Origin of the sequence: Roseiflexus sp. RS-1, assembly GCF_000016665.1 — a bacterium.
Lineage (GTDB): Bacteria > Chloroflexota > Chloroflexia > Chloroflexales > Roseiflexaceae > Roseiflexus.
The window spans coordinates 4,282,770-4,306,791 of the sequence record NC_009523.1 but is presented as its reverse complement, the minus strand read 5'-3'; the positions used below and the strand labels follow the sequence as shown (position 1 = coordinate 4,306,791).

The window sequence follows — 24,022 nt, the reverse complement described above, 5'->3', positions numbered from 1 at the left end:
AATGGGCGCCCTGCAACGTTCACCCTGCAACGTTCAACCACTCCACTACCCCTGCGCTTCTCCCGCGAGCGCCACGAGTTCGCGCGCTGACGGCGCCGCTTCCTGGCGGAAACGTGCTGCGCTGATCCGCGGCAGCAGCATCAGTGATATGACCATGGCGACCGCCTGCAACGAGAAGACCACCACGTATCCGAGCATGCGACTGTCGAGCAGGTTGGTCAATGCGTCACGGGTGACGCCGCTCAGCACCGTACCCAGCAACCGCGCCATTGAGTTGGCGACTCCCCATGCTCCCACGAATGCGCCAATCTGACCGGGGATCGTCATGTCGAGCATCAGTGACAGGTTGGCAGCCGTCGAAACGCCGCTGCCAAACCCAAACATGATCAGGCTGGGAATGAAGATTGCCGGTATGTTCAGAAAGCCGCTGGCAGCAATCAATGCCAGTCCAAGCGCCACCAGCGACCCGCCGATGGCGGCTGCGAATGGTTTCCCTCGCCGCCGCGCTATTGGACTTGTGACCAGCAATCCGATCAGCAATGCCATGCCCCAGATCGACGTGTAGCGCGTCGTTACCTCAACCGGTGCGCCGAATACGTCGGCAGCGAATGGTTCGAGCAGCACGTCCTGCCCCAGAATGGCAATCAGCAGCAGCACCAGATAGACGAAGAACAGGCGCGCCTGCGGCGTTCCGGCGACAGTTGCGATCATCTGGGCAAAACTGCGTCGCTCGGGGGTGCGCGGCGCTCTGTCGCGCTCCTCCAGTCGCCACAGGGCAGCGATGCCGATCAGCAGCGCCACGCCACACACAACGTAAAACGCCGTAAACAGCGCATCCGGCGTATAGTCGCGCAGCATGCGCGAGAGGCTGACGCCTGCAATAATGACCCCGACAATCAGCATGAACCACATCACGCCAACGGTGCGCGCACGATATTCTTCGCCTGAGAGTTCCGTCGCCAGCGCCAGGTACGAGACCGTCGCAAAGTTGAACCCCATGCCCCACGCACCGAATGCCAGGATGCCGAGCGGCAGCCCCAACCAGAAGTTTTCCGCCATGGCAAATGCCGCAGTTGGCGACAGCGCCGACCCGCCAGCGCACAGAAGCAGCCCGATGATGGTGTACGGCGTGCGGCGGAGTCCAAGCAATGGATGTCGATCAGAGAATGAGCCGATCCAAATCTGGATGGGCGAGAAAGCATACGGGAGTGCGATCAGCAATGCCACCAGCGATGCTGGCAGGCGCAGTTCACTGATCATAATCCGGTTCAGTGTGCTTTCGATGGGAACCGCAGTCAGTGCGACCGCAACATTGATCAGCCCCAGGCGAAAGATGGTTGTCCAGCGCATAGCATGTCCTGAAAAACATCAAAGCAAGGTTGATTGCAGTCCAGCAATCAAGTTGTTACCACCTTGATCATGGCGACTGTATCTTCTGCATGCTATTATACCTGTGAACAAGAGAACATAAACGACGGCAATCGCGCCGTCTTCTCGTTAACGGGCTGGAGCGATATTCCTCGCGCTCCCGACACAGGAAACAGGTGATCGTCATGGAACCTCACGACCCGCAGAGCAGTGAAACGAACGAAGCCCCTGTTTACCTCTCAATCATCGGTCTCGCAGCGTTGCTGTGTTTCGCCTTCATGCTCACCGGTAGTTTCTGGTTGACAACCGTTGTGCTGGTACTGGGATGCCTGCATCTGGCGCAGTATTTTCCCGCAGCCGATGAGATCGTGCAGAATGACATTGCGCTCCGCTGGTTGCGCCGCCTGACCCCCCTGATTATCTTTGGCATCTTTGCGTTCCAGGTGATGGTGCAGCGATCAACGTAGGATCGCTGGCGCAGGTGGATCGATTCAGTTTTCACGTGCGCCGGGCGCTGGATGATCCGCTCTGCTGACCGTCCCTGGAAATACAGGCGTCACACCTTCGTCGCCGCGCAGGCGCTGCAAGCCCTGACGCCTGTGCGACTATCGGATGGTCAGGTGGTCTGCCGATCCTTTCCTGGAACCATCCCCGCCTCGCGTTCCAGCGCCAGTTGCATCTTGCGCACCCGATCCGCCAGTTTTTCAGAACTGAGACTTTCCCGCAACCGGTCGACGAGCAGCGGAAATGCGAACGGCGTCGGACGGGGAACATCGACGACGATGATCCGTCCTGCAGCAATGCGCCTCAGCGCCATCGCCAGGCGACTGTGCTCTAACTGGCGTTCCAGCACTTCGCGTCGCGCCTGTTCCAGCAGTCGGTTCTCTGGATCATACTGCGCGAACACATCATACATCAGGCTGCTTGATGCCTGAATTTGCCGTGCGCTCTTCTCGCCGGGGTATCCTTCGTACACCAGTCCGGCAATCCTCGCAATCTCGCGGAACTGGCGCTTTGCCATTTCGGTTGCGTTCATGCTGGCGATGATGTCGTCCGCCAGATGATCGATGCCGAAGAGTGGCATGTGCGCACCGCTTATCTCCCATCGCCGTGCGCTGTGGGTGGTGTCGAGCATGATACCAGGCGCTTCTGACAGCGGCGCCGGTTCCGGCGCGAGCAACTCGAAGCCGTAATCGTTCATCGCCAGGGTGAACGTGATGGGACGCAGGCGACTGAGACGATATGCGATCAGCGCAGCCATGCCTTCATGCACCAGGCGCCCCTCGAACGGGTAGACAAAGAGATGATGCCCCTCGCGGGTCTGCGTCCGCTCGATCAGCAGTTCGTCGGCGGCTGGAAGCAGCGACCACTGCGCCTGCACGTCCAGCAGCGGTCGCACCGCCTCCATCTCGGCATCACGAAAGACGCCGCTGCGCGCCGCTTCGATCCGCGCACGGATCGCGTGAGACAGTTCCGTCGAGAGCGGCATACGTCCCCCCATCCAGCGCGGCGTGACCCCATCACGCCGTTCCGTCTTGCGCACGAATACGGTCATATCGCGCAACTGCACGAACTCCAGCGCCTTGCCGCCGAAGAAAAAGATGTCTCCCGGCTTCAAGCGAGCTGCAAATGACTCTTCGACCACGCCGAGCGTTCCACCCCGAACATACTGCACCTTGAGCGCCGAATCGCTCACGATTGTGCCAATGCTGACCCGATGCCGTCGCGCGACGGCGTCATTGGTGACAACATAGCGCCCATCGCGTTCGATGACACGATGAAATTCTGGATAGGCGCGCAGTGATGCGCCGCCCTGCACCACAAAATCGAGCGCCCACTGCCATTCGGCGTCGCTCAGGTTGCGGAAGGCGCGGGTAGTGCGCACTTCGGCAAGCAGTTCACTGCCGACAAAACCACCGCCCAACGCACAGGTCACCAGGTGTTGCACGAGCACATCGAGCGGCGCTTCGAGTGGATGGCGAGTTTCGATCCAATCGTGTGCGATGGCATCGCGCGCTGCTGCGATTTCGATCAGTTCCAGCGCACTGGCGGGAGCGAACGTGACGATGCTGACAGCGCCAGGTCGATGACCGCTCCGCCCGGCGCGTTGCATCAGACGTGCAATTCCCTTGGGACTGCCAATCTGAATGACCTGATCGACGGGTGAGAAATCGACGCCGAGATCGAGCGTAGAGGTGCATACCACACAGCGCAGGCGCCGGGCGCGCAGCGCCGCTTCGACCCACTCACGCACCTCGCGGTCCAGAGAGCCGTGGTGGAGCGCCAGCGTACCAGCCCAATCCGGGCGCGCATCCAGCAATGCCTGGTACCAGATCTCCGCCTGTGCGCGCGTGTTGGTAAAGACCAGCGTTGTCGCGCTCTGCTCAATCTTCGCCACGACCTGCGGCAGCAATTGCAAGCCCAGGTGTCCCGCCCACGGGAAGCGTTCGATAGTCTCAGGCAGCAAGGTCTCGATCACAATCGGCTTGGGGATCAGACCGCGCACGATCCTGCCGCGCGACGGTTGTTCGGTCGCCGCAGGAAGAAGCGCATCCAGCGCCTGGTCCAGGTTGCCCATTGTCGCCGAAAGTCCCCAGATGCGCACGGAAGGACGCAATCCACGGAGTCGCGCCAGCGCCAGTTCGACCTGAACGCCGCGTTTGGTCGAGAGGAGTTCGTGCCATTCATCAACGACGATCATCCGCAGGTCGGCGAACAGATCGCGCCACTCGGGTTGGGTGAGCAGCAGCGAGAGACTTTCGGGAGTTGTCACCAGCGCAGTCGGCAGGCGCCGACGCTGACGGGCGCGCGTGGCGGCGGGGGTGTCGCCGGTGCGCGCTTCGACCTGCCAGGGAACGCCGAGGTCATCGAGCGGCGCACGGAGCGCCTCGACCGTATCGGCAGCCAGCGCGCGCAGCGGCGTGATCCACAGAACCTGCAGCGACGGCGCGGCGCGGTCAGACGGTGTGGATGCCAGCCACTCTGCGATCGGACCCATCCAGGCAGCGTATGTTTTGCCTGCGCCGGTGGTGGCGTGGATCAGGCCACTTTCGCCTGCCAGATACGCCTGCCAGACCTCACGCTGGAAGGGAAATGGTTCCCACCCCCGACGCGCAAACCATTGTTCGATGGTCATCAATGCACGGTTCATGATTTCGCCAGCATGCCCTTGCCCAGGGGGATCGTCGCACACGTCGCAACGGTATGGCAACCCTTCAGTTTGATGCAGCAAGATGGTATCATATTCCCGATGATGCGCCAGATGACCGACATCACTATTCGCTCCGCAGCAACGTCCGACGAACTGGACGCTTTTTTCCTGCTTGCGGCGCAAACATTCGCACCAGACTCATATCCCCCGGTTGCCGCATCACGCTGGCGGCAGCGTGTCGAGGGAACGCCTGGTTATGTACCCGGACAGGTGCGTTGTGCGTTGGTTGGAACGACGCTGATCGGCGGCTATATTCTGTACGAACGGATGATGCGTCTTGGATCGGTCGTGGTTCCGACCGGTTGTTTCGCCAGTCTGGTTGTTCATCCCGACTGGCGCGGTCACGGGATTGCCACAGCGTTGATGCACGATGTCACGATGCGCGCACATGAGCGACATCTTGGGTTGATTCTGCTTGATGGCATTGCTGGCTTCTATAGTCGATTCGGGTATGTTGATGTTTTTGACACCACTCGCCATACAGTCAGTCGGGCGAGTCTTGCGGCTTGGTCCCGCAGTCCGTATCAGGTGCGCCCGGCAACGCTGGACGATGCACCGGTTCTGTTGGAGTTGTACGAGCGCCACTACGCCGGGTACAGTGGGAGTTTTGTGCGCAGCCTTGCCTGGCAACGACACGATCTCGCATGGCGTCTGGCAGACCATCCGCCGCTGCTTGCCTGTGATGAAACCGGTCAGGTGCGCGGGTATCTGTTGCTGCCGTTGTATGCACCCAGACACCATGCTGTCGAAGCAGCCGCCGATGACTGGAACGCGGCGCTTGCCCTGCTCCAGTATCACGCCAGCGCCGTGGCGGATGCAACGGATATCGACTGGTCCCTGCCCCCTGACTCGCCCACGTTCTACGCCCTTGCCGACCGTCTGAACCTCACCAGTCGCACCTATCGTCATCCAGACGAGGGGTGGATGGCGCTTCCGGCGCACCTGCCGACCCTGTTTGCCGCTCTTGCGCCATTGTTTGAGGAGCGATGGCGGGTGGTTGGAGGTGAAGCATTTCGGCTTCAGATCGGCGATGCGGCGCTGATGCTGGCAGTGGGGCAGGGATCAGGCGCACCGGAGCGACTGACGGTTGTGCTGACGCCGCAGGGATTCGTGCAACTGCTGTTCGGTTTTCGACCCGCCCACTGGATCGCCCATCAACCGGGGGTCTCCATCCCTGCTGCGATCCTGCCAACACTCGATGCGCTCTTTCCGACGGGGCATGCCTGGATCGCCGGATCCGACGCATTCTAGCGAGACATACGTGTTCACATTTCTCCTGGGAGCGAGGGCATCTTGCCCTCGTAGGCGCGACGAGGGCGGGACGCCCTCGCTCCCAGGCGCGTGTGTTATCCCATGGGTGAACAGTTCCACATGCCCCTATTCAGCTTACACCGGCAGTTTCTTGAACGCTTCGGCAGCGGCAAAACCGTGATCTTTGCCAGCCTCCGCCATCCGCTGGCGCACCCGCTCTTCCCAACCCTGCACCTCGTCCAGTTGCGTGTGATGCTCACGCAGCGCCGCAATCTTCAGGTCTACATAATCTGAGACATCTTCGAAGTGATCCGGCTGTTCCGCTCCCCACAGATAGAGCGCCTCCGGTCGCCAGACCCCGATTCCAATCTGACCTAACCCCGGCAGAAACAGATGGTCGCGCGCGCTGACCACCGCCTCGATCACGGCGAAACCGACGGCGCGATGGTCGGGGTGGAGCATATAATGCTTCCATGGATCGTGGGTAAAGATGGCGTGCGGTTTGAAATGGCGGATGTAGAGCGCAAATTCCGCACGCAGCGCAGGCGAGGGTTCAAGTTCGCCGTCATTGTTGCGCAGAAAGATGACACGGCGCACTCCGAGCACTTCGGCGGCGGCTCGTTGCTCCTGTTCACGAATTTCGGACAGGCGAAACGACGACATGGATGGGTCATGGCTGCCCTTGTTGCCGTTGGTGGCAATGATGAAGGTGATGTCCCATCCCTGATCGGCAAGTTTGGCGATGGTTCCGCCAGCGCCGAACTCATTGTCGTCGGGATGGGCGCCGATCACAAGCGCGCGTTTTGGTTCGTCGGTCATGGTGGGTTCTCTTCAGCAACAGGTGTCGAATTGCCGTATATTATACCAATCGCCTGGAGTGAAGATGACGGCTGTCAATGTGCAGCGGATGGGTGTGCGACTCGACGAAGACACCCGCACCTCAACCGTTCTGACAGGAGCTCCTGACGCCGGCGATCGCCTTATGAAAACCGGGCAAACGAGGCATCCAGTGAACCGGCATCCACGTTTGAAGACGGTGACCCGTGCGCTCATCGCTCTCGGTCGCGGGATTGCGACAGTGCTGACGAGCGCTCTCCTGCTGCTGGGGCTGACGGCAGCAATGGTTGTCGTGCAGAGCGGACGTGATGAAGCGCGCCCGGCTGGCGCTGCGGTCGTGCCAGGCGAGGCGGTTGACGGCGCGCTCACATCTGAACAAAAAGCGCAGTGTGATCATGCCGCCAATCTCTACCGTCGTGGGATGGTCAGTCGCATTATTCTGACCGGCGTCACGGTCGCGCCGCGTGCGCGCCAGTATCTGATCGATCAAGGGGCGCCGCCGCAGGTGTTGCTCATCGAAGAAGAGAGCGCGTCGCTGGTCGAGGGCTTGCGCGCTGCGGCGAATATGGCGCGTGCGCAAGGGATCTCATCGGTTGTCATCGTCGTCGATCCTCCAGCGATGCTCACCGCCCTCAAGGTCGCGCGCGACGAAGGATTGACTGCGTATGGATCACCGGCTGGCGATGCTTCACGCGCTGATGACCCCAATGCCGTGGTGGGCGAGACCTGGCGCTATTTGAGGTACGTATTTGCAGGAAGGTAAGCGGGTGCTGGAGATCTGTCCGGGTTGCGGCGTCGCATCGCCGCAGATCGAGGGACTATCTCGTCGATAGACACCCCAATCGTTGATCAGCTTGATTGCCATAGGAGAATGCGAACGATGAAACGCTCGTTCGTTGTGTTCTTGCTGGTCAACCTGATGTTGAGATTAGAGCCTATCGGAACAACTGGAACCTTTTCGCCTACGGCGTGATCGCCGTGCGCGCCGCCGGATTCTTCGGATAGGCTCTAAGACGTGGAAGTCCGACGGGCTTGTCTACGGGCGAGCGGGATGCGCTCCCTCACGCCCGCGCAGGCGGGCTTCCCGCCTGCCAGCCGCGACTTCAGTCGCCAGGCGGCGAGCGGAACCACCCTGTCGCACAAGGTTCGTCGTTCCGCCACGCGAAACCGTCATGCGACCTGGTGTGCTAAGCGCCTATCCGAACAACTGGAACCTTTTCGCCTGTGGCGTGATCGCCGTGCGTGCCGCCGGGTTCTTCGGATAGGCTCTTATGCCACTTTGAGGAGCGCTTCCCGGACCTCTTTTGGTAAATCAACCAGCACAAAATAGGCCGCTGGGTACAGGTAATCCTCGCCCGATTCATCAATAATCCGGAGATACTGATGCTGGGCAGCATCGGCATCCGGCAGGACTTGATAGATTTTCCGCACTTCCAAGGCGGCGGGATAGTCCGTATTCGCGATGCAGATCGCAAAGCGCGGCTCAGTTGCAGTTAGCGGTATCATAGGCTAGTCCAGGAATCGCTCAATCTTGTACTCCTTCGGTCCAATTCCAGCAGCTTCGTACCAGTGGAGTTCAGCCGTGCGCGTTGTTCCATCGGCAAGCAGCACTGTGGCGACCCCTTTGCGCTTCCGCCACCGTCCACGTCCATACTGTTTCCGCAAACGCGCGACCTCGCGAATGCCACGATTGAGCGCAATCGTCTCGACCTCAGTGATGTCGCTGAGAATAGTAAAGCGCATATGCCCGCAACGTTCCAGCGCATCATCGGGCGGGAGATTGGCCCAGTGTCACGACATTCATTGTACCACTTCTGCGGCAGAGGAAGTGAATAAGCGTTGGGCTGCGGGACGAGGGTTGACCGTGGTCAGGAACTGGACATCAAATGGAGACGAGCGATGATGGTGCTGCCCAACGATCTGCGGCTGAGCCGCGCTACCAAAGGCGGACGTCGGCTGGAGCGAGTGGTTGGGCAAACCTATGCCGTCAAAGTCAAGCGCCGCCCTCATGACTCGGATTGCAGTCTCGCGGTCGTAGCGCCCCATCTCCATGCTTGATGAATAGAGCGACGCCAGGATGTATTCTCGCATATTGCCTTGCTGACAGGGCCACAAGCATACGTTGTGGGATCACCTTCATAAACGAGATCGCCATCCAGGTTTGTACACGTTCCCACGCGAGCTCTGGGTGCTGAAAGCCGTCTCTGCCAGGACAAGTCTGGCTACTCGCTCGGGGCGAGAAGCGGCCAATTGCTGTGCAACCATCCCGCCAAGGGAGTGCCCGCACACATGGGTTCGTTCGACCTTCAAGAAATCAAGCAGGTCAATGATCGCGTTGGCAAGACACGCTGTAGTGTACGGTCCGATGGCTTCGGGTGAGTCGCCGTGCGCTGGGAGATCGGGGGCAACTACCTGATAGGTCTTGCTGAATTCGGCGATCTGAATCACGCCACATTCTCCTGCTGACAAGGGCGCCGTGTATCAGCAGGAGCGGGTGTCCTGTTCCGGCCGTCTCGTAGGATAACAAGGCATTCCTCGTCCTGTTTGGATACAGCCGCCCAACGCTATGCTTCACATGCTGCGACAGCCCAGGCGAGTCAGATGCACGCGATGCTGGGCGGCGGGGCTTGCCATCTCTCGCTTACAGCGAATGCTCAGTAGGGTTTGATGGCCTGGCAAGTATATCGAGATGCATAGCATCTCTGCTGTCAAACTGCAGGTTTAGATTGCGCCAATGGGTCATAATCTCAGATGGATCGATAAAGTCGATTACCTTGCCGGTCGGTTCCACCACCGAAAGGCTATACCCCATGCTAACAAGTGCTTCCAGGTAGTCTTGAGGTTCCTGCCTGGAATACTCCCTTATAGCTTTGGGATGAAACTCAGAGACGATAATCGGCCTATATCTGGCGATCGTTCGTCTCATACCCTGAAGCGCTACAGGTTCATGGCCTTCAATATCCATTTTGATAACGTCCAGTCTGCTCTCATCACGCACTAATTCATCGATCGCAATGCCTTGTACATATGTAAAACCAGCATCCTTGAAGATGGAATGGACATATGCGTAAGGGCCATATCCGCTCATTTGAAGTATCCTTGACCTGTCAGTCGCTGCATATGGGTAGATGACCATGTTATCAAACTGGTTCTCGATCATGCTTCGGTAAAGGAGTTGAAGATTGTTTTGATTGGGCTCAACTCCAATCACTTTGCCTTTTTTTAGAATCGAAGCCGCGATCAAAGAAAACCAGCCAACGTTGCATCCAATATCTAAGAATACATGCTCAGGCTTTAGTAAGCTTTGGAGAAGGTCTGTAATGTGTGGTTCGTAAACTTTACTTTGGGAGATTGACTCTGCATAGGCGCCATCATTCATATCAACGAACAACACAAACCTTTCAGTTTCCACTCGCTCTATGGCTGCTAGTCTATTTTTACTTTGATACTCTGGTGAACCTAAGAACATCCTGAGAAGCTGATGTCTGGTCATCCCGGAAGCGACCTGACGTGACCAATTATGCCATCCTTCGGCATCCGGCATTCGGCCCAGAATAAGTCGATAACAAAAATAGACATCACTCATATCTGCTTTCTCGCTTTGGGATTGAAACAAAATACTGATAGCAATCTTGAGACGCTGGAAGGTATCGCCGAAGTTAAGTGGTGATTTCATACTTTGCCCCATGACATGTGAGCAGGTTAACTATGACTCCGCAGACCCCGTCTTCGCAACCTGCAGGCGTATCTTTCTACATATGGATTATCAGCTCAGTTCGACTTATTTCGATATACTCGTTTGTCTCTAATGCTTGTTCAATGTCAGCGATGGATCGAGTAAATAAAAATGAGGTCATCATTTGAGTGGAAGATGGGCATCAACGAGGAAATTCATGCAGCTATCGCCTGAATACGCTTAATCTGGCTGAGAGCGTGATCACAAACTAACACCTCGGATAAAGCCTATTCAGGAGCATTGCAATAGAACCGAGATAAAGAAAGGCTTCGCTTGATTCTGGGTTGCGGTTGTTGCGGCGAATAATTATTCGCCGCAACAACCGATTGCGTCCCGCCCACGCAATCGAGCGTTCTACCACCCATCGCTTCGGGATGACCGCACATCCCTTTTGTCCAGGCGGTTTTTCGATGACATTCAGGCGTATCGTCGTGTTCTGTTGCATCCATTCATTTAACCCTTGTTTGTAGCCTTCATCCACCCGAATTTCTTGCATCCGAGGAAACGATTGATGATGCGCGGCCAAAAGCCACTCCGCGCCTTCGGTATCAGAAATGTCTGCCGGATGGACGAGCACGCGCAGCAAGAACCCATTTGTATCAACCCAGCATTGCCGTTTGCGCCCGTTGACCTTTTTTTCCCCCATCGTAGCCGCGTTCTCCGCCTGCTTCGGTCGTTTTGACGGATTGGGAGTCCAGGACGCTGATGGACGGCTCCGGGTCGCGATTCAACGCTTGTCGCGCCAGTTTGCGCAAGGTATCATTGATTTTGATGAATGTTCCATCACGATTCCATTTGTCGAAATAGTACCGAACAGAGCTCATTGGCGGAACATCTTTTGGACGCATGCGCCATTGGCAGCCCGTGCGATGTTTGTACAGCAGGGCGTTGACAATCGCGCGGCGATCGATTTCGGTCGGGCGGCCGCCGTTGGGCGACGGGGTGGCGACGAGTGGCGCGATAGCAGCCCATTGCTCATCGGTCAGATCGGTCGCATAATTCGTTGGATAGGATCGAAGTGCACGTCGTGGCATACCAGATTGCTCCTTATCAGAACGGCATGGTCACTATCATGATACCACAAATCCGGTTTTCTGATCGCCCTCTGAGACGCATTGCGTACGCGAGTACTGTCGGCAAGTGCGCCATCCGCATCTCCTTCAAGCATACGGCTATAGGCTCGTCACGCATAGTATACACTATCATCGTGCGTGGGATTGCGCCAGGGCAGGTGTTGCGGGTCCGGCAGCGCACGTTGCACGGTATGGTGCGGGTGCGATTCTTCTGGTTGACACCGCCAGTATTCAATGGCATGCGCACTATCGTCGATATTGCACGTCAGGCTACCCGGTTCCCGGTTCTCAGTTCCTGGTTCTCAGTTCTCGGTTCTCAGTTCCTGGTTCTCAGTTCCTGGTTCTCAGTTCCTGGTTCTCGGTTCCTGGTTCTCGGTTCCTGGTTCTCAGTTCTCACTCTCCAACAACCGCAATTGCTGCGCCTTCAACACTGCCTGTGTTCGGTCGCGCACATCGAGTTTTGCCAGGATGTTCGAGATATGCGTCTTGACCGTCCCCTCGGTGATCACCAGTGCAGCGGCGATCTCTTTGTTCGACATGCCGCGGGCAAGCGCTTTGAGCACGTCCAGTTCACGTTCGGTCAGGGCAGCGGGCAGCTTCAGTGGGCTTCGCTCCGGCGCCGGCGGCGAACCGGCTGCCAGGCGTGAGAACTCAGCCACGACTTTGCGCGCGATACTCGGCTGGATCAGCGCTTCGCCGCGCGCAACCGTTCGCACCGCTTCCGCCATTTCTTCGCTGCTGATGTCTTTCAGCAGATACCCGCGCGCCCCTGCCTTCAACCCCTCGAAAATATACTCGTCGTCATCGAAGGTCGTCAGAATGATCACGCCGACGTCAGGGAAACGGCGGTGCAACTCGCGTGTCGCCGTCACTCCGTCCATTTCCGGCATGCGCACATCCATCAGCACCACATCGGGACGCAGGCGCTCGACCGCCTCAATCGCGGCGCGTCCGTCGCCGACCGCGCCGACGACTTCCAGGTCTGGTTCGAGTTCCAGCAGCATGGCGATCCCCTGACGGATCAGGGTCTGATCATCGACCAGTAACACCCGGATCATACCCCACCTCATTTCTGGCATCTGCGGGTGCGACGATGTCGAGGAGAAAACCGCCGTCGGGATGCGGACCGGCGTGCAGTGAACCACCCAGCCGCTCGATCCGTTCGCGCAACCCGGTCAACCCGAAGCCGCCGCTCTGTCCGACGCCATTTACCGGTTGACCATTGTCGCGGATCGCCAGATGCACCGTTTCCGGCAGGCAGGTCAGGTTGACGACGATCCGTGTGGCGTTGCTGTGTTTGCGCGCATTGGTCAGCCCTTCCTGCACCGCGCGATACAGGGTCATTGCCAGCGTCTGCGGCAACACTGGCAGATCACCCGACTGTTCGAAGTGGATATCGAGCGCAGTCGAGGTTCTGAACTCGTTGATGAGATGTTCAATCGCCGCATCGAGCGATTGACCGTCGAGAGGCGATGGTTGCATCGCAGCGACACTGCGGCGCACCTCTTCGAGCGCCGTCTGCGCCACTTCGCGGCAGGTGGCGATGACAGCCGCCGCGCGCTGCGGGTCGCGTTGCAACAGCCGCGCCGCCGCCTGCAACTGCACATTCAGAATCGTGAGATAGTGACCGAGTCCGTCGTGAATATCGCGCGCCAGGCGCACCCGTTCTTCGATTGCCGCCATCTTCAGTTCGCGTTCGCGCGCGGCGCGCAGTTCAGCGTGACTCGCCTGCAACTGCGCGAGCAGTTCCTCCGCGCGCGCGCGTTGCGCCTCGGCATGCTCCGTCTGCTGTTCGTACCGCTGCGAGAGTTGAATGAACATCATAACAAACACAATGCCAAACCCAAGACTCGCAGCGATTTGCAGCGCCGCCTCCAGGCTCACCTGGAATGCAATAATGGCGCTTACACCGATCATCATGGCAACGGCATAGATGAGCGCCGCTGCCAGCGGCAGCGCCCATGTCGCCTGTCCGACCAGCAGGAAAAGGAGCATCACAATCACGGAACTGGCAGGTCCGCTGCTCATCCCGAACGCAACGAGATAGAGCGGACTGGCGACGGTCAGATAGAGCGCCACGCGCCACAGCGACTCCGGGCGCGAACGGGTATTGGTGAACGGCGGGATCAGGTTCAGCGCCAGCAGCAGGCTCAACGCTCCAACGACGATGCCGCGTCGCCACAACAGCGTTTCCGGTTGTGCGGTCACGGCGGCGATCAGGGCGCCCACGATCATCACCAGGGCGATGATCGTCACACGTCCGGGGAGGATCTCCTGCCGCCATGCACGCGTGACGCGGGTGACCATGCTGCGGATGCCAGACCGGTGCGTTTCGTTGGAAGTATGCAGAGACATTGCGTTTGTATGGTTCACCTGTCATTCATCATCCATCATATGCCAGCGCATCGCGCACCGTCAAGCCGCTCGCTGCGTGCGCCGGCAAGAGGCTTGCGACCATTCCAATCGCGACCGACGCGACCATCCAGAGCGCGGCGCTATCGAGGGCAAAGTGATAATTCAACGGTATGTTCAGAAATGCCAGCCCTACCGCATTGCTGAGCAGGCAACCGAGCGGCATAGCAAGCAGCGTGCCGATCATAGCGCTTGCCACACTGATCGCCACCCCCTCGCTGATGACGATACGGTGCAGCGCCGTATTCGATGCCCCAATTGCGCGCATAACTCCGATCTCACGGGTGCGTTCGATAATGTTCAGGCTCAACGTGCCTGCAAGTCCCAATCCGCCGACGGTTGCCAGCAGGATTGCCATGGTGAGCAGGAACGAAATGATGATATTGACCAGGGTTGCCGCCTGTTCGCGTTCTTCAGTGCGTGTTTGTGCAACTGCAACGCTGACTCCTGCCTGTTCCAGCGCGTCGCGCAGTGTCGTTGCAACGCATTGCTGCGTGGCTGGATCGGAAGCGACGGTAACCACCCGGATCTCGCGTGTCTGACCGACTGTGCTGGTGATCTGCGCCAGATATGGTTGACCGGTGTACATGATTGGAATGCCGGGCAGACTGCGCACGACGCCGACGATCTGCCACTCTGTGGTGCGGTTGCCGATTTTCAGCGCCACGTTTTGTCCGACGCGCAGATCTGGTTCAAAGCGCAGTACGTCGAGGTTGATGATCAGGGCGTGATCCTCGCCGGGGATCAACCAGCGCCCTTCGACAACTTCTGGTGTAAACAGCAGGCTATCGGCTGGCGGCGCTGCAATAATGATTGCCGGTCCTTCACTGCCATCAGGGCGTAAACGATATGCCAGATCGCTGCCCCAACTCTCTACCGCTGCGACGCCGGGCGTCTGTTGCGCAATGCGTTCGACCTGTGCAACCCGATGAGGACGAACGAGCGTCACCTGAATGTCGTGCTGTGATGCTGCCAGGATGACTTCAAGGGTCTCGAAGAGTGAGCGCCGCACACTCAGCACCGAAATGACAATCGCCGTCGCCAGCATGAGGGTTGTGATCGTGAGCGCAAGCCGTGCACGTCGTCGGAGTGAATTGCGCAGTGCAAGGATAATCGGTGAGGGGAGAAGCGCCATGAAGCGGGAAGCTCCAGGTGGCGCAGATGGCTTGCTCTCGTTTGATGAAGCACGGTCTCCCCTGCGACGTCGTTCCGCGCTCCACCCGGCAATCGCCTCACGGACGGTCAACCGTGCTGCGTGGATCACCGGCGCCAGCGCCGCCAGCACCGGCGTCAGCAGCGCCATTCCAATCTGCAGACCGATAACAGCGGCAGGTGTCGTGAAGGTTCCCGTCTTGAAATTGAGGAAGTAGGCGAGGAAATCGACGAATGCCTTCGTTACGGCGCGCGATGCCGGTAGCGCCAGTGGCAACGCCAGCACACCAAAAACCAGCGCATACATGGCGTAGATGACGACGATCTGCCTGGGACGTGCGCCAATCGCTTTCATAACACCAATCTGGCGGGTTTGCTGGATCAGCAGTGCGGCAATCGTATTGGTCACGAGCAATACGCTGAGAAACAATGCCAGGACGCCCAGTGATCCGAGCACGACGGTGATCGCCTGGAAATAGTTCTGAAGCGGCAGTTCTCCCGGTCGTGCTACATCGACACGCGCAACCCGCACGCCAGCGCGTTCCATATGGGAGCGGACCTGGTCGGCAACCTGTCGGACCGAGGCGGCATCAGTGCGGTTGTCGGCGAGGAGATAGAGTTGATTGTAACCGGGCGCACCGCCAAGCCACTCCAGCGTCTCACGATCAACATAGCCATACGCGCGTCCGGTAAAGGTCGCCAGCATCCGGGCAAAATCGTATGCCAGCCCCGACAGGCGCACCTGGCGCAGGCGTCCATCGGCGGTCTCGACGGTGATCTCGTCACCCAGGCGCGCCTGACTCAACCCCAGGTAACCGACCAGGAGCGAGGTGCGTTCGAGGACGATGGTGCGGCGTGGCGGGGGCCAGTCGCCTGGGGGCCAGGATTTCGGATCGGGTTCGAACACCTCTTCAGGGCGCACCTTGCTGATGCGTGTTTCACCATCATCGGGCAGGACGAAGAGTTCGATCACCTGCCACGGGCGGTCAGACCTTGTGCGGAAACGCAGCAGTATGCTGCGACGCCCCTCGGCATCGGCGACTGCGGGGAGCCGGCGTACTGCGCGCACCATCTCATCATCGAAGGAATCGTCGGTATACAACGTTGCGCTTGCCGGGAGCACCGCAGCATAACTCTGTTCGAGGTCGTGCGACATAAGTGTGTACATGTGCGCGACAGTTCCGACGCCGCTCACCCCGGCAGCGATCGAGATCACAACAATGATGGTGCGCACCTTGTAGCGCCACAGGTCGCGGAAGATCTTTCGCCAGCGCGATCCGATCATGGCCTTCCTCATTTCATCTGTGCTGCCATGCCCGCCGGTAGCCACATCGTTAGCGCCGCGCGATCCGAATCCCTGCCAGTCCGCACGCCAGCATAATAACTCCATCGACCACGAATGAGATTGTCTGTTCGCCGCTGAGAGGCGCGTTGAAGAGCAATAGTGCCGTTCCAATCAGTCCGATCAGCGCCAGGATCGCTGCACTCACGACCGGCAGCGTGGCGGATGCGCTGCTATGCGCCAGGCGCATGCCACGCCAGAATGCCACTGCCGCCAGAAGTATCTTCGGCAGCGCCTGATACCAGACTGCGCCGGAGAGACTCATCACGGCGGCATTGATTGCCTCCGGATCGCCACGCGTCTGAAACCCGACGACGACTCCATATCCGACGCTGATGGCAATCGCAGCGCCCAACGGAATGATGATCATTAAGACGCTCGACCAGATTACCGCGCCCCAGGGAAAGGGTTGCTTGTGTTGCGCTATCATGGGAGTGCTCTCCTCGCCTGGTTGCATCGTCAGAAATACAGTAGCGCGCTCTGACCGATTGCAACAGCCCCGAACGACGGAATTGCAGGATGATCCTTGCCGGGTGCGTCCGCCGCACGATGTACGACATTTGGAAGAGGTTCTCCGCCCGTCTTACCTGGCAATCTTCCCCCGATCGGCGTTCAGGTCGGGTTGTTCCGGCAGTTCTTCTGGAAAGAGATCGGAAGCGGGCAGAGTTGTATCTCGCCGCAGAATGGGTTAGAATACCTGTGTTACTCATCCACACAACGGTAAAGAGGGCATCTCGTGTCCAACAAGCGTCCGCTGCTGCTGATCGATGGCAATGCGCTGGCGTACCGCGCGTTCCACGCCCTGGCGGAGGAAGGCGAACCGCGCTGAAACTCCTGCCGCCGCCGCTTTCGGCAACGCCGTTGGCAGACTGCTCAGGTCGCAGGTTTATGGAGGAGATTATGACGACGGTAGCTCAGATGACAAAAGACGAACTGCGGGAAATGATCGAAACAACAGTTGAACAAAAGTTACTGGAGTTGCTCGGAGATCCCGATGAGGGTCTACCTGTTCGAAAGGCAGTTCGCGATCGGCTCTTACGCCAGAAGCAGGCAGTGGCTGGCGGCGAACGCGGTGAGCAGTTTGAGGATGTAGTCCGGCGTCTTGGGTTGGAGTAATGGCAGAGTACCACATTCGCATCTTGGGAATCGCATCTCAAGAGCTGGAGCGATTAGACAGGTCATTGGGACATCGTGTCGTTCAGCGCATCAACTGGCTGGCTACGAACCTGGATGCGATCCGTCTTGAGGCACTAACCGGTGACCTTGCGGGACTCTACAAACTCCGCATAGGTGATTACCGCGTTATTTATGAGGTGCTCTGGGATGAAAAGATCATCGTGATCCACGCGATTGGTCATCGTCGAGAGATTTATCGAAGACGGTGAGCGCGTACAGACATTATTTATTCACCCTGAACAGTAAAGAGAGCGTCTCGTGTCCAACAACCGTCCGCTGCTGCTGCTGATCGATGGCCATGCGCTGGCGTACCGCGCGTTCCACGCCCTGGCGGAGGCTGGTTTACGCTCTTCGACCGGCGAGCCGACGTATGCGGTCTTCGGTTTTACGTCGGCGATGCTCAATGCCATCGAGGAGTATCATCCCGACTATGCAGCAGTGGCATTCGATGTCGGGAAGACCTTCCGCGACGACCTGTACGCCGAATACAAGGCGAACCGCGCTGAAACTCCTGCCGAGTTCGAGCAGCAACTCGAGCGCATTAAGCAAGTGCTGGCGGCGTTCGACATCCCGATCTATACCGCCGATGGGTATGAAGCCGACGACGTGATCGGCACGCTGGCGCGTCAGGCGACGGAGCGCGGCGTTGATGTGCTGATCCTGACCGGCGATACCGATACGCTTCAACTGGTCGATGAGCATGTGACAGTGCTGCTCAATAATCCCTATGTGCGCGGTTCCAAAAACACAACGCGCTATGGGGTCGCCGATGTGTGCGCGCGTTACAAAGGGTTGCGCCCCGATCAACTCGCCGATCTGCGTGGGTTGAAGGGCGATCCGTCCGATAATATCCCCGGCGTCAAAGGGATCGGGGAAGCGGGCGCAATTGCGTTGCTCAATCAGTTTGGCTCAATTGAGAACCTGTACGATCATCTGGACGAAGCGCCGAAACGCTACCAGAAGCACCTGGAAGGTCAGCGTGACGCGGCGTTGTTCAGCAAGAAACTGGCGACAATTGTACGTGATGCGCCGGTGACGCTCGACCTTCCTGCCGCAACTCTTGCCGACTATGATCGCAGTCGGGTGATTGCTGTCTTCCAGGAACTTGAATTCGGTGCGTCACTGGTCAGGCGCCTCCCCCCGTCGCAGACCATCGCAGCGCCGCAGGCGCTGCCGCCGGTCGAGCCGCCTGCGCCGCTTCAGGTCGATATGTTTGCCCCTGCAACACCTGGACCGGATGACGGACCGCAGCAGCTGACCCTGTTCAACGATATGCCGACGCCTGTTGCGCCGGTGGTTGAGCCGCCAGCGCACGATGCGCCTGGTGAGTATCGCGCCGCGTGCAACGATGCTGATCTGGAAGCAATTGTCACAGAACTCAAGCATGCGTCGCTATTTGCATTCGATACCGAGACGCGCGGCACCAATCCCCTGCGCGACGATCTGGTGGGCATCGCCCTGGCGACGATCCCCGGCAGTGGATGGTATGTTCCGCTGGGGCATACCACCGGCGAGGCGCAACTGCCGCGTGAGCGAGTCATTGCTGCGCTGCGTCCGTTTTTCGCCGATCCGGCGCGCTCCAGAATAGCGCACAATGCGAAGTTCGACATCGAGGTGCTGGAACGCGCTGGCATCCCGGTTGCCGGTGTGGCGTTCGACACGATGCTGGCAGCGGCGCTGCTCGACAAACGGCGCAACCTGAAAGACCTGGCGTTCTATGAACTGAACCTCGCCGCTCCGCTCGAATCGATTGAAGCGTTGATCGGGAAGGGCAAAAACCAGGTGACCTTCGCCGATGTGCCGATTGCGCGCGCCACGCCGTATGCCGCTGCCGACGCCGATATGACGCTGCGCCTGAAGCCAGCGCTTGAAGCGAAACTGCGCGCAGCCGGCAGTGTCGCAGATGTGTTCTACCGCCTGGAGATGCCGCTTGTTCCGGTGCTGGTGCGCATGGAACAGGCAGGCATTCTGCTTGATGTTCCGTATATGCGCGCTCTTGGTGAGCGCATGGGGCGGGAACTCGAACAGATTGAGCAGCAAATCTACGCAATTGCCGGGCAGACATTCAACATCAACTCCGGTGATCAGCTGAGCGAGGTGTTGTTCGGTCCCAAGATCAACCTGCCAACTACCGGTCTTGATCGCACCCGAACGGGGCGCTACTCGCTGACCGCGCAGGCGCTCGAAGAACTGCAAGCCAGCGACACCACCGGCATCATCGAGTTGATCCTGCGTCACCGTCGCCTGAGCAAACTCAAATCGACCTACGTCGATGAACTGCCGGCGCTGGTTAACCCGGAGACCGGCAGGGTTCATACCGATTACAACCAGCTTGGCGCCGCGACCGGTCGGTTGAGCAGCAACTCGCCCAACCTGCAAAATATTCCCACGCGCACCGAAGAGGGGCGCGAGGTGCGGCGCGGTTTCATCGCTGCGCCGGGTCACCTGCTGATCGCCGCCGACTATTCGCAGATCGAGTTGCGTGTGCTGGCGCATATGACCGGCGATCCGAACCTGATCCAGACCTTTATCGAGGGGCGGGACATCCACGCGGCAACTGCCGCCCGGCTGTTTGGCGTCGGCTTCAGTGCGGTGGACAAGAATCAGCGACGGATCGCAAAAACTGTGGTTTTTGGCGTCATCTATGGCATCAGCCCGTTTGGGCTGGCGCAGCGGTTGGGTATCTCGCGCGAACAGGCGCGTGGTCTGATCGATAGTCTGTTCGATCAGTTCCCGCGTATCCGCGACTATATCGACCGCACCCTCGACATCGGGCGGAGCGAAGGGTATGTGCAGTCACTCTTCGGTCGTCGCCGCCCCATGTTCGACCTGCGCGTATCCGGTCCACGCCGCCAGGCAGCCGAACGTGAAGCGATCAACCACCCGATCCAGTCCACGGCTGCGGACATTATGAAACTGGCAATGATCGCGGTCGATGCTGAACTCCAGCGTCGACAGATGCGCACCCGGATGCTGCTTCAGGTTCACGACGAACTGATCTTCGAAGCGCCGGAAGCGGAGGTGGACGATGTGGTGGCGCTGGTGCGCGAGCGGATGGAAGGCGTGTTGCACGGGATGGAACCGCCGTTCGCTGTGCCGTTGCGCGTCGAGATCGAAACAGGACCGAACTGGGAAGAATTGACCCCGGCGGGATGACGAACGTCACATCCTGACCATCATCATGTCTCATCCTCACGTCACACCAGTATGCCACAATCGCCACAGGCATATGCTACAATAGTGGAGGCGCGACGATGGGCACAAGCGTATGGAGCACCCGTTCAGGAGAACTTCCACGTATGACAGTCGTTGAACCTGTGACGCAGACGCGTCCGCGCGAACAGCGGATCATCGATGCGGAGCGTCCGACCTTCTCGATTGTGGCGCCGGTGTACAACGAAGAGGCGCTGTTGCCAGAGTTCTACCGTCGCGTCGTGGCTGCCATCGAGCCACTGGGTGAGCCATTCGAGATCATTCTGGTCAACGACGGTTCACGTGACCGGTCGCTCCAGATTATGCTGGAACTCCACGAGCGCGATCCGCGCGTCAAAGTGATCAACTTTTCACGCAACTTCGGTCACCAGATAGCTATTACCGCCGGCACTGACTACGCGCGCGGCAGAGCGGTTGCGGTGATCGACTCGGACCTGCAAGATCCGCCCGAAGTTATCGTGGACATGATCGCTCGCTGGCGCGAAGGGTACCAGCTCATCTATGGCGTGCGCTCCGAACGCGAAGGCGAAACAGCGTTCAAACTCGCAACCGCCTCGCTCTTCTACCGTCTCATCCGCAAAATTACCAGCGTCGATATTCCTGCCGATACGGGCGACTTCCGCCTGATGGATCGCAAGGTTGTCGATGCGCTCAAGTCGATGCGCGAGCATCACCGCTTTATGCGCGGCTTGTCGGTATGGGTCGGTTTCAAGCAGACGGGTGTGACCTACAAGCGCGATGCGCGGAAAGCGGGTGTCACCAAGTACCCTCTGCGCAAGATGCTGAAATTTGCAATGGATGGGATCACTGCATTTTCGTACCTGCCGTTGCAACTGGCAACCTATGTCGGGTTTGGCGTTGCTGCGCTTGGCTTGCTCGGCATTATTGCGGTGATCATTCTGCGGTTGCTCGGCAATGAACTGCTCGGTCAGGCGACAACGCTGGTGGCAGTGCTGTTCATGGGTGGCGTCCAACTGGTGTTTCTCGGCATCCTTGGCGAATATCTGGGACGCATTTACGATGAGGTGAAGCAACGCCCGTTGTACATCGTCGCTGATGCGCTCGGTTTTGATGAATGAACAGGAGAACCGCTGCTGCGGTTCTCCTCTCCTGCAACGTTGCTGCTCCACATCATGGTATGGCACGCAACCACGCCTCTGTGCCGAATTTTGTTTCGACCAGTCGTTCTGCCGCTTCCCATTCGTCTGGTGTGATCGCCGATTCGGTCAGCCCATGCTGAGCGCGGAAGGTCTCGATCATCCGCGCGATGATCGCCTCGCGCGGCAATCCGGTCTGGCGGCGGAGCGGATCGACCCGTTTGGCGGCGCTGGCGATCCCCTTGTCGCTGAGTTTCTCACGCCCGATCCGCAGGATCTCCAGCATCCTGGCGCTGTCGATATCGTATGCCATCGTCACGTGGTGCAGCACCGCGCCATTGCGCCGCGTTTGCGCCGCCCCGCCGATCTTGCCAGCTGCCGAGGTGATGTCGTTGATCGGCTGGTACCACGCCTCCACGCCGAGTGATGCCAGCGCGTCGAGCACCCACCGATCGCAGAAGGCGTATGAGTCGACCATGCTCATACCTGCCACCAGTTCGACCGGGGCGTAGATCGAATAGGTGATCGTATTGCCCGGTTCGATGAACATCGCTCCGCCGCCGGTGATGCGGCGGACAACCTGCACCTGGTAGCGTCGTGCGCTTTCGAGATCGACCTCGTTGCGCAGTGACTGGAAACGCCCGATGACCACGGCGCTTGCCGCCCATTCCCAGATACGCAGCGTCGGCTTGCGCCGCCCGGCAGCCACTTCCTCCAACAACGCCTCGTCGAGCGCCATGTGCATGACCGGATGGATCGGCGCGCTCTGGATCAACTGCCAGTCATATGCGCGCCAGGGCGATGATGATGGAATGCTCATGGTGTTCCTTCCTGAATGGCGCGGCGCACCGCTTCAGCGACGCCTTCCGGCGTAATGCCGATCAATTCGGCATGCGCCGCTGCCGTGCGTACCCGTGTGGCAATGGTTTCGACCGGCGTATTCGCCGGGAGACCTTCAAGCGCCGCAGCCATCCACTCCAACGCTTCCGCCGGTTCGAGAAAAAAGTCGCCGCTCAACACCACATCGCGCAGCGCGCCGTCGATAACATCAAGATCGACGACAATCAGTTTTCCGCCAGGGATTTTGTATTCGCCATGCATTGCGCTTCACTTTCACCCCGATCTGCGCCCTGGTTGCAGAACGCAGCCAGAAGCACAGATACGGTTGTCGACCAGATATGATCAACATACACAAAAATTCGCGGGTGCGCAAGCAAGAAATGCTGCGGCACTGGCGGTCGCACCAAGGGCAGGCGAAGATAGCGCCTGCGCCAACCCGCCATGATTGTGTGTGCTGCCTGCCTGGACTGCTCCTTATGCGCTGTCCTCCATACCGGGCAGCGCCATGTGAACCAGTCCGAATATGTTGCCCGAACCACGCGTCTGGGGCGCGGCGACGCTCGCTGTTCCCGATCTCGTCAGATGCGCAACTTTCTGATATAATTGACATATATCGTGTATCAGCCCTTAATGTGGCGCCGCTCAGAGGCGAGCGGCGCTTTCTGTGGAGATCAGGCAGTATGGCAACAACATCAGATTTGCGCACCAATATGATCATCCGCTACAATGGTCAGTTGCACCGCGTTGTTGAGTTCTACCACCATGCCCCTGGCAACTGGCGCGCGATGGTGATCATGAAACTGAAGAACCTGGAGACCGGCAAAACGATTGAAGAGCGGGTACGCGCCGGTTCCGAAATCGAGATCGTGCGTGTCGAGAAGCGCCCGATGCAGTTCCTCTACCGCGACGGCGACGTCTATCATTTTATGGACACCGAAACATTCGAGCAGATCGAGGTGCCGGAAGAAATGATCGGCGAGCCAGCGAAGTTTCTCAAAGAGAACGAAATGGCGGATATCCTGTTCTACGATGACAATAAGATTCTGGGGGTCGAACCGCCATTGTTTGTGACCTTGCAGGTCACGGAGGCCAGCGTTGCGGTGCGTGGCGATACGGCGACCAATGTGAACAAGCAGGTGACGCTCGAAACCGGCGCGGTTATTTCGGTGCCGGCATTCGTCAATCAGGGCGATTATGTGCGGGTCGACACCCGCACTGGCGAGTATATCGAACGCATCAAGTAGGGACGGGTCGCGCTCGATCGGGTGCGCCCGTGCTCACAGGAGTAGATTTTTGGAAAGCCTCTGCGTACCA

At 58.9% G+C, this 24,022-nt stretch carries 23 protein-coding genes and 1 pseudogene; 9 read left to right on the top strand and 15 right to left on the bottom strand.

The features are described from left to right. Nucleotides 1-45 precede the first annotated feature (45 nt). On the bottom strand, nucleotides 46-1,350 hold the full coding sequence (locus ROSERS_RS17700) for a BCD family MFS transporter (protein ID WP_011958132.1): 1,305 nt from the start codon (nucleotides 1,348-1,350) through the stop codon (nucleotides 46-48). A gap of 203 nt (nucleotides 1,351-1,553) precedes the next feature. Between ROSERS_RS17700 and ROSERS_RS17695 the strand changes: the two genes are divergently transcribed. After that, on the top strand, nucleotides 1,554-1,835 hold the full coding sequence (locus ROSERS_RS17695) for a hypothetical protein (protein ID WP_011958131.1): 282 nt from the start codon (nucleotides 1,554-1,556) through the stop codon (nucleotides 1,833-1,835). 149 nt (nucleotides 1,836-1,984) lie between these two features. Here ROSERS_RS17695 and ROSERS_RS17690 read toward each other — a convergent pair whose 3' ends face one another. Next, nucleotides 1,985-4,519 carry a ligase-associated DNA damage response DEXH box helicase gene (locus ROSERS_RS17690; protein ID WP_011958130.1) on the bottom strand — a complete coding sequence of 845 codons (2,535 nt, stop codon included), beginning with the start codon at nucleotides 4,517-4,519 and terminating at the stop codon, nucleotides 1,985-1,987. 111 nt (nucleotides 4,520-4,630) lie between these two features. On the opposite strand from ROSERS_RS17690, the gene ROSERS_RS17685 reads away from it, so the two are divergent. Beyond that, on the top strand, nucleotides 4,631-5,830 hold the full coding sequence (locus ROSERS_RS17685) for a GNAT family N-acetyltransferase (RefSeq protein WP_232282655.1): 1,200 nt from the start codon (nucleotides 4,631-4,633) through the stop codon (nucleotides 5,828-5,830). A gap of 135 nt (nucleotides 5,831-5,965) precedes the next feature. Here ROSERS_RS17685 and ROSERS_RS17680 read toward each other — a convergent pair whose 3' ends face one another. Continuing rightward, entirely contained in the window at nucleotides 5,966-6,649 is a 684-nt protein-coding gene (locus ROSERS_RS17680) for a PIG-L deacetylase family protein (RefSeq protein WP_011958128.1), read from the bottom strand. Between the two features lie 64 nt (nucleotides 6,650-6,713). Between ROSERS_RS17680 and ROSERS_RS17675 the strand changes: the two genes are divergently transcribed. Further along, on the top strand, nucleotides 6,714-7,430 hold the full coding sequence (locus ROSERS_RS17675; protein ID WP_232282654.1) for a YdcF family protein: 717 nt from the start codon (nucleotides 6,714-6,716) through the stop codon (nucleotides 7,428-7,430). 273 nt (nucleotides 7,431-7,703) lie between these two features. Here ROSERS_RS17675 and ROSERS_RS26180 read toward each other — a convergent pair whose 3' ends face one another. The 3 genes from ROSERS_RS26180 to ROSERS_RS17665 form a co-directional block, all read right to left on the bottom strand. Beyond that, nucleotides 7,704-7,841, bottom strand: a complete 138-nt coding sequence (locus ROSERS_RS26180) for a hypothetical protein (protein ID WP_157041140.1) — start codon at nucleotides 7,839-7,841, stop codon at nucleotides 7,704-7,706. 95 nt (nucleotides 7,842-7,936) lie between these two features. Continuing rightward, the gene (locus tag ROSERS_RS17670; protein WP_011958126.1) at nucleotides 7,937-8,173 is read right to left on the bottom strand and encodes a hypothetical protein; all 237 of its coding nucleotides are present in this window, start codon (nucleotides 8,171-8,173) and stop codon (nucleotides 7,937-7,939) included. 3 nt (nucleotides 8,174-8,176) lie between these two features. Continuing rightward, nucleotides 8,177-8,410 (bottom strand): hypothetical protein, encoded by a 234-nt coding sequence (locus tag ROSERS_RS17665; protein WP_011958125.1) that lies wholly within the window; start codon nucleotides 8,408-8,410, stop codon nucleotides 8,177-8,179. Between the two features lie 156 nt (nucleotides 8,411-8,566). On the opposite strand from ROSERS_RS17665, the gene ROSERS_RS26175 reads away from it, so the two are divergent. Next, nucleotides 8,567-8,725 (top strand): hypothetical protein, encoded by a 159-nt coding sequence (locus tag ROSERS_RS26175; RefSeq protein ID WP_157041139.1) that lies wholly within the window; start codon nucleotides 8,567-8,569, stop codon nucleotides 8,723-8,725. 78 nt (nucleotides 8,726-8,803) lie between these two features. On the opposite strand, the gene ROSERS_RS27430 is transcribed toward ROSERS_RS26175, so the two are convergent. The 7 genes and pseudogenes from ROSERS_RS27430 to ROSERS_RS17625 form a co-directional block, all read right to left on the bottom strand. Beyond that, complete coding sequence (locus tag ROSERS_RS27430; RefSeq protein WP_049767539.1) at nucleotides 8,804-9,115, bottom strand: alpha/beta fold hydrolase; 312 nt, start codon at nucleotides 9,113-9,115, stop codon at nucleotides 8,804-8,806. A 193-nt stretch (nucleotides 9,116-9,308) separates the two neighbouring features. Beyond that, nucleotides 9,309-10,343 (bottom strand): FkbM family methyltransferase, encoded by a 1,035-nt coding sequence (locus ROSERS_RS17650; RefSeq protein WP_198136320.1) that lies wholly within the window; start codon nucleotides 10,341-10,343, stop codon nucleotides 9,309-9,311. Nucleotides 10,344-10,611: 268 nt separating this feature from the next. Beyond that, nucleotides 10,612-11,437: pseudogene (locus ROSERS_RS27425) on the bottom strand (IS5 family transposase). A gap of 425 nt (nucleotides 11,438-11,862) precedes the next feature. Beyond that, on the bottom strand, nucleotides 11,863-12,534 hold the full coding sequence (locus tag ROSERS_RS17640; protein WP_011958121.1) for a response regulator: 672 nt from the start codon (nucleotides 12,532-12,534) through the stop codon (nucleotides 11,863-11,865). After that, nucleotides 12,509-13,831, bottom strand: coding sequence for a sensor histidine kinase (locus ROSERS_RS17635; protein WP_011958120.1), 1,323 nt, complete (start codon nucleotides 13,829-13,831; stop codon nucleotides 12,509-12,511). Before ROSERS_RS17635 ends, ROSERS_RS17640 begins: the two co-directional genes overlap by 26 nt. 28 nt (nucleotides 13,832-13,859) lie before the next feature. Further along, nucleotides 13,860-16,325, bottom strand: coding sequence for an FtsX-like permease family protein (locus tag ROSERS_RS17630; protein WP_011958119.1), 2,466 nt, complete (start codon nucleotides 16,323-16,325; stop codon nucleotides 13,860-13,862). Nucleotides 16,326-16,374: 49 nt separating this feature from the next. Next, nucleotides 16,375-16,812, bottom strand: coding sequence for a hypothetical protein (locus ROSERS_RS17625; RefSeq protein ID WP_011958118.1), 438 nt, complete (start codon nucleotides 16,810-16,812; stop codon nucleotides 16,375-16,377). 470 nt (nucleotides 16,813-17,282) lie between these two features. On the opposite strand from ROSERS_RS17625, the gene ROSERS_RS17620 reads away from it, so the two are divergent. The 4 genes from ROSERS_RS17620 (at nucleotide 17,283) to ROSERS_RS17605 (ending at nucleotide 21,850) form a co-directional block, all read left to right on the top strand. Continuing rightward, nucleotides 17,283-17,498 (top strand): hypothetical protein, encoded by a 216-nt coding sequence (locus ROSERS_RS17620; RefSeq protein ID WP_041334021.1) that lies wholly within the window; start codon nucleotides 17,283-17,285, stop codon nucleotides 17,496-17,498. After that, nucleotides 17,498-17,767 (top strand): type II toxin-antitoxin system RelE family toxin, encoded by a 270-nt coding sequence (locus ROSERS_RS17615; RefSeq protein ID WP_011958116.1) that lies wholly within the window; start codon nucleotides 17,498-17,500, stop codon nucleotides 17,765-17,767. The genes ROSERS_RS17620 and ROSERS_RS17615 overlap by 1 nt, the downstream gene beginning before the upstream one ends. A 49-nt stretch (nucleotides 17,768-17,816) precedes the next feature. Then, complete coding sequence (gene polA, locus ROSERS_RS17610; RefSeq protein WP_011958115.1) at nucleotides 17,817-20,714, top strand: DNA polymerase I; 2,898 nt, start codon at nucleotides 17,817-17,819, stop codon at nucleotides 20,712-20,714. Between the two features lie 143 nt (nucleotides 20,715-20,857). Further along, nucleotides 20,858-21,850, top strand: a complete 993-nt coding sequence (locus ROSERS_RS17605) for a glycosyltransferase family 2 protein (RefSeq protein ID WP_011958114.1) — start codon at nucleotides 20,858-20,860, stop codon at nucleotides 21,848-21,850. A gap of 52 nt (nucleotides 21,851-21,902) precedes the next feature. Here the strand turns inward: ROSERS_RS17605 and ROSERS_RS17600 are convergent, their stop codons facing one another. Then, a complete protein-coding gene (locus ROSERS_RS17600; protein WP_011958113.1) occupies nucleotides 21,903-22,688 on the bottom strand; it encodes a lipoate--protein ligase family protein in 786 nt (261 codons plus the stop codon). Next, nucleotides 22,685-22,969, bottom strand: coding sequence for a hypothetical protein (locus ROSERS_RS17595; RefSeq protein ID WP_011958112.1), 285 nt, complete (start codon nucleotides 22,967-22,969; stop codon nucleotides 22,685-22,687). Before ROSERS_RS17595 ends, ROSERS_RS17600 begins: the two co-directional genes overlap by 4 nt. Nucleotides 22,970-23,388: 419 nt before the next feature. On the opposite strand from ROSERS_RS17595, the gene efp reads away from it, so the two are divergent. Then, entirely contained in the window at nucleotides 23,389-23,952 is a 564-nt protein-coding gene (efp, locus tag ROSERS_RS17590) for an elongation factor P (RefSeq protein ID WP_011958111.1), read from the top strand. Nucleotides 23,953-24,022: the final 70 nt, after the last annotated feature.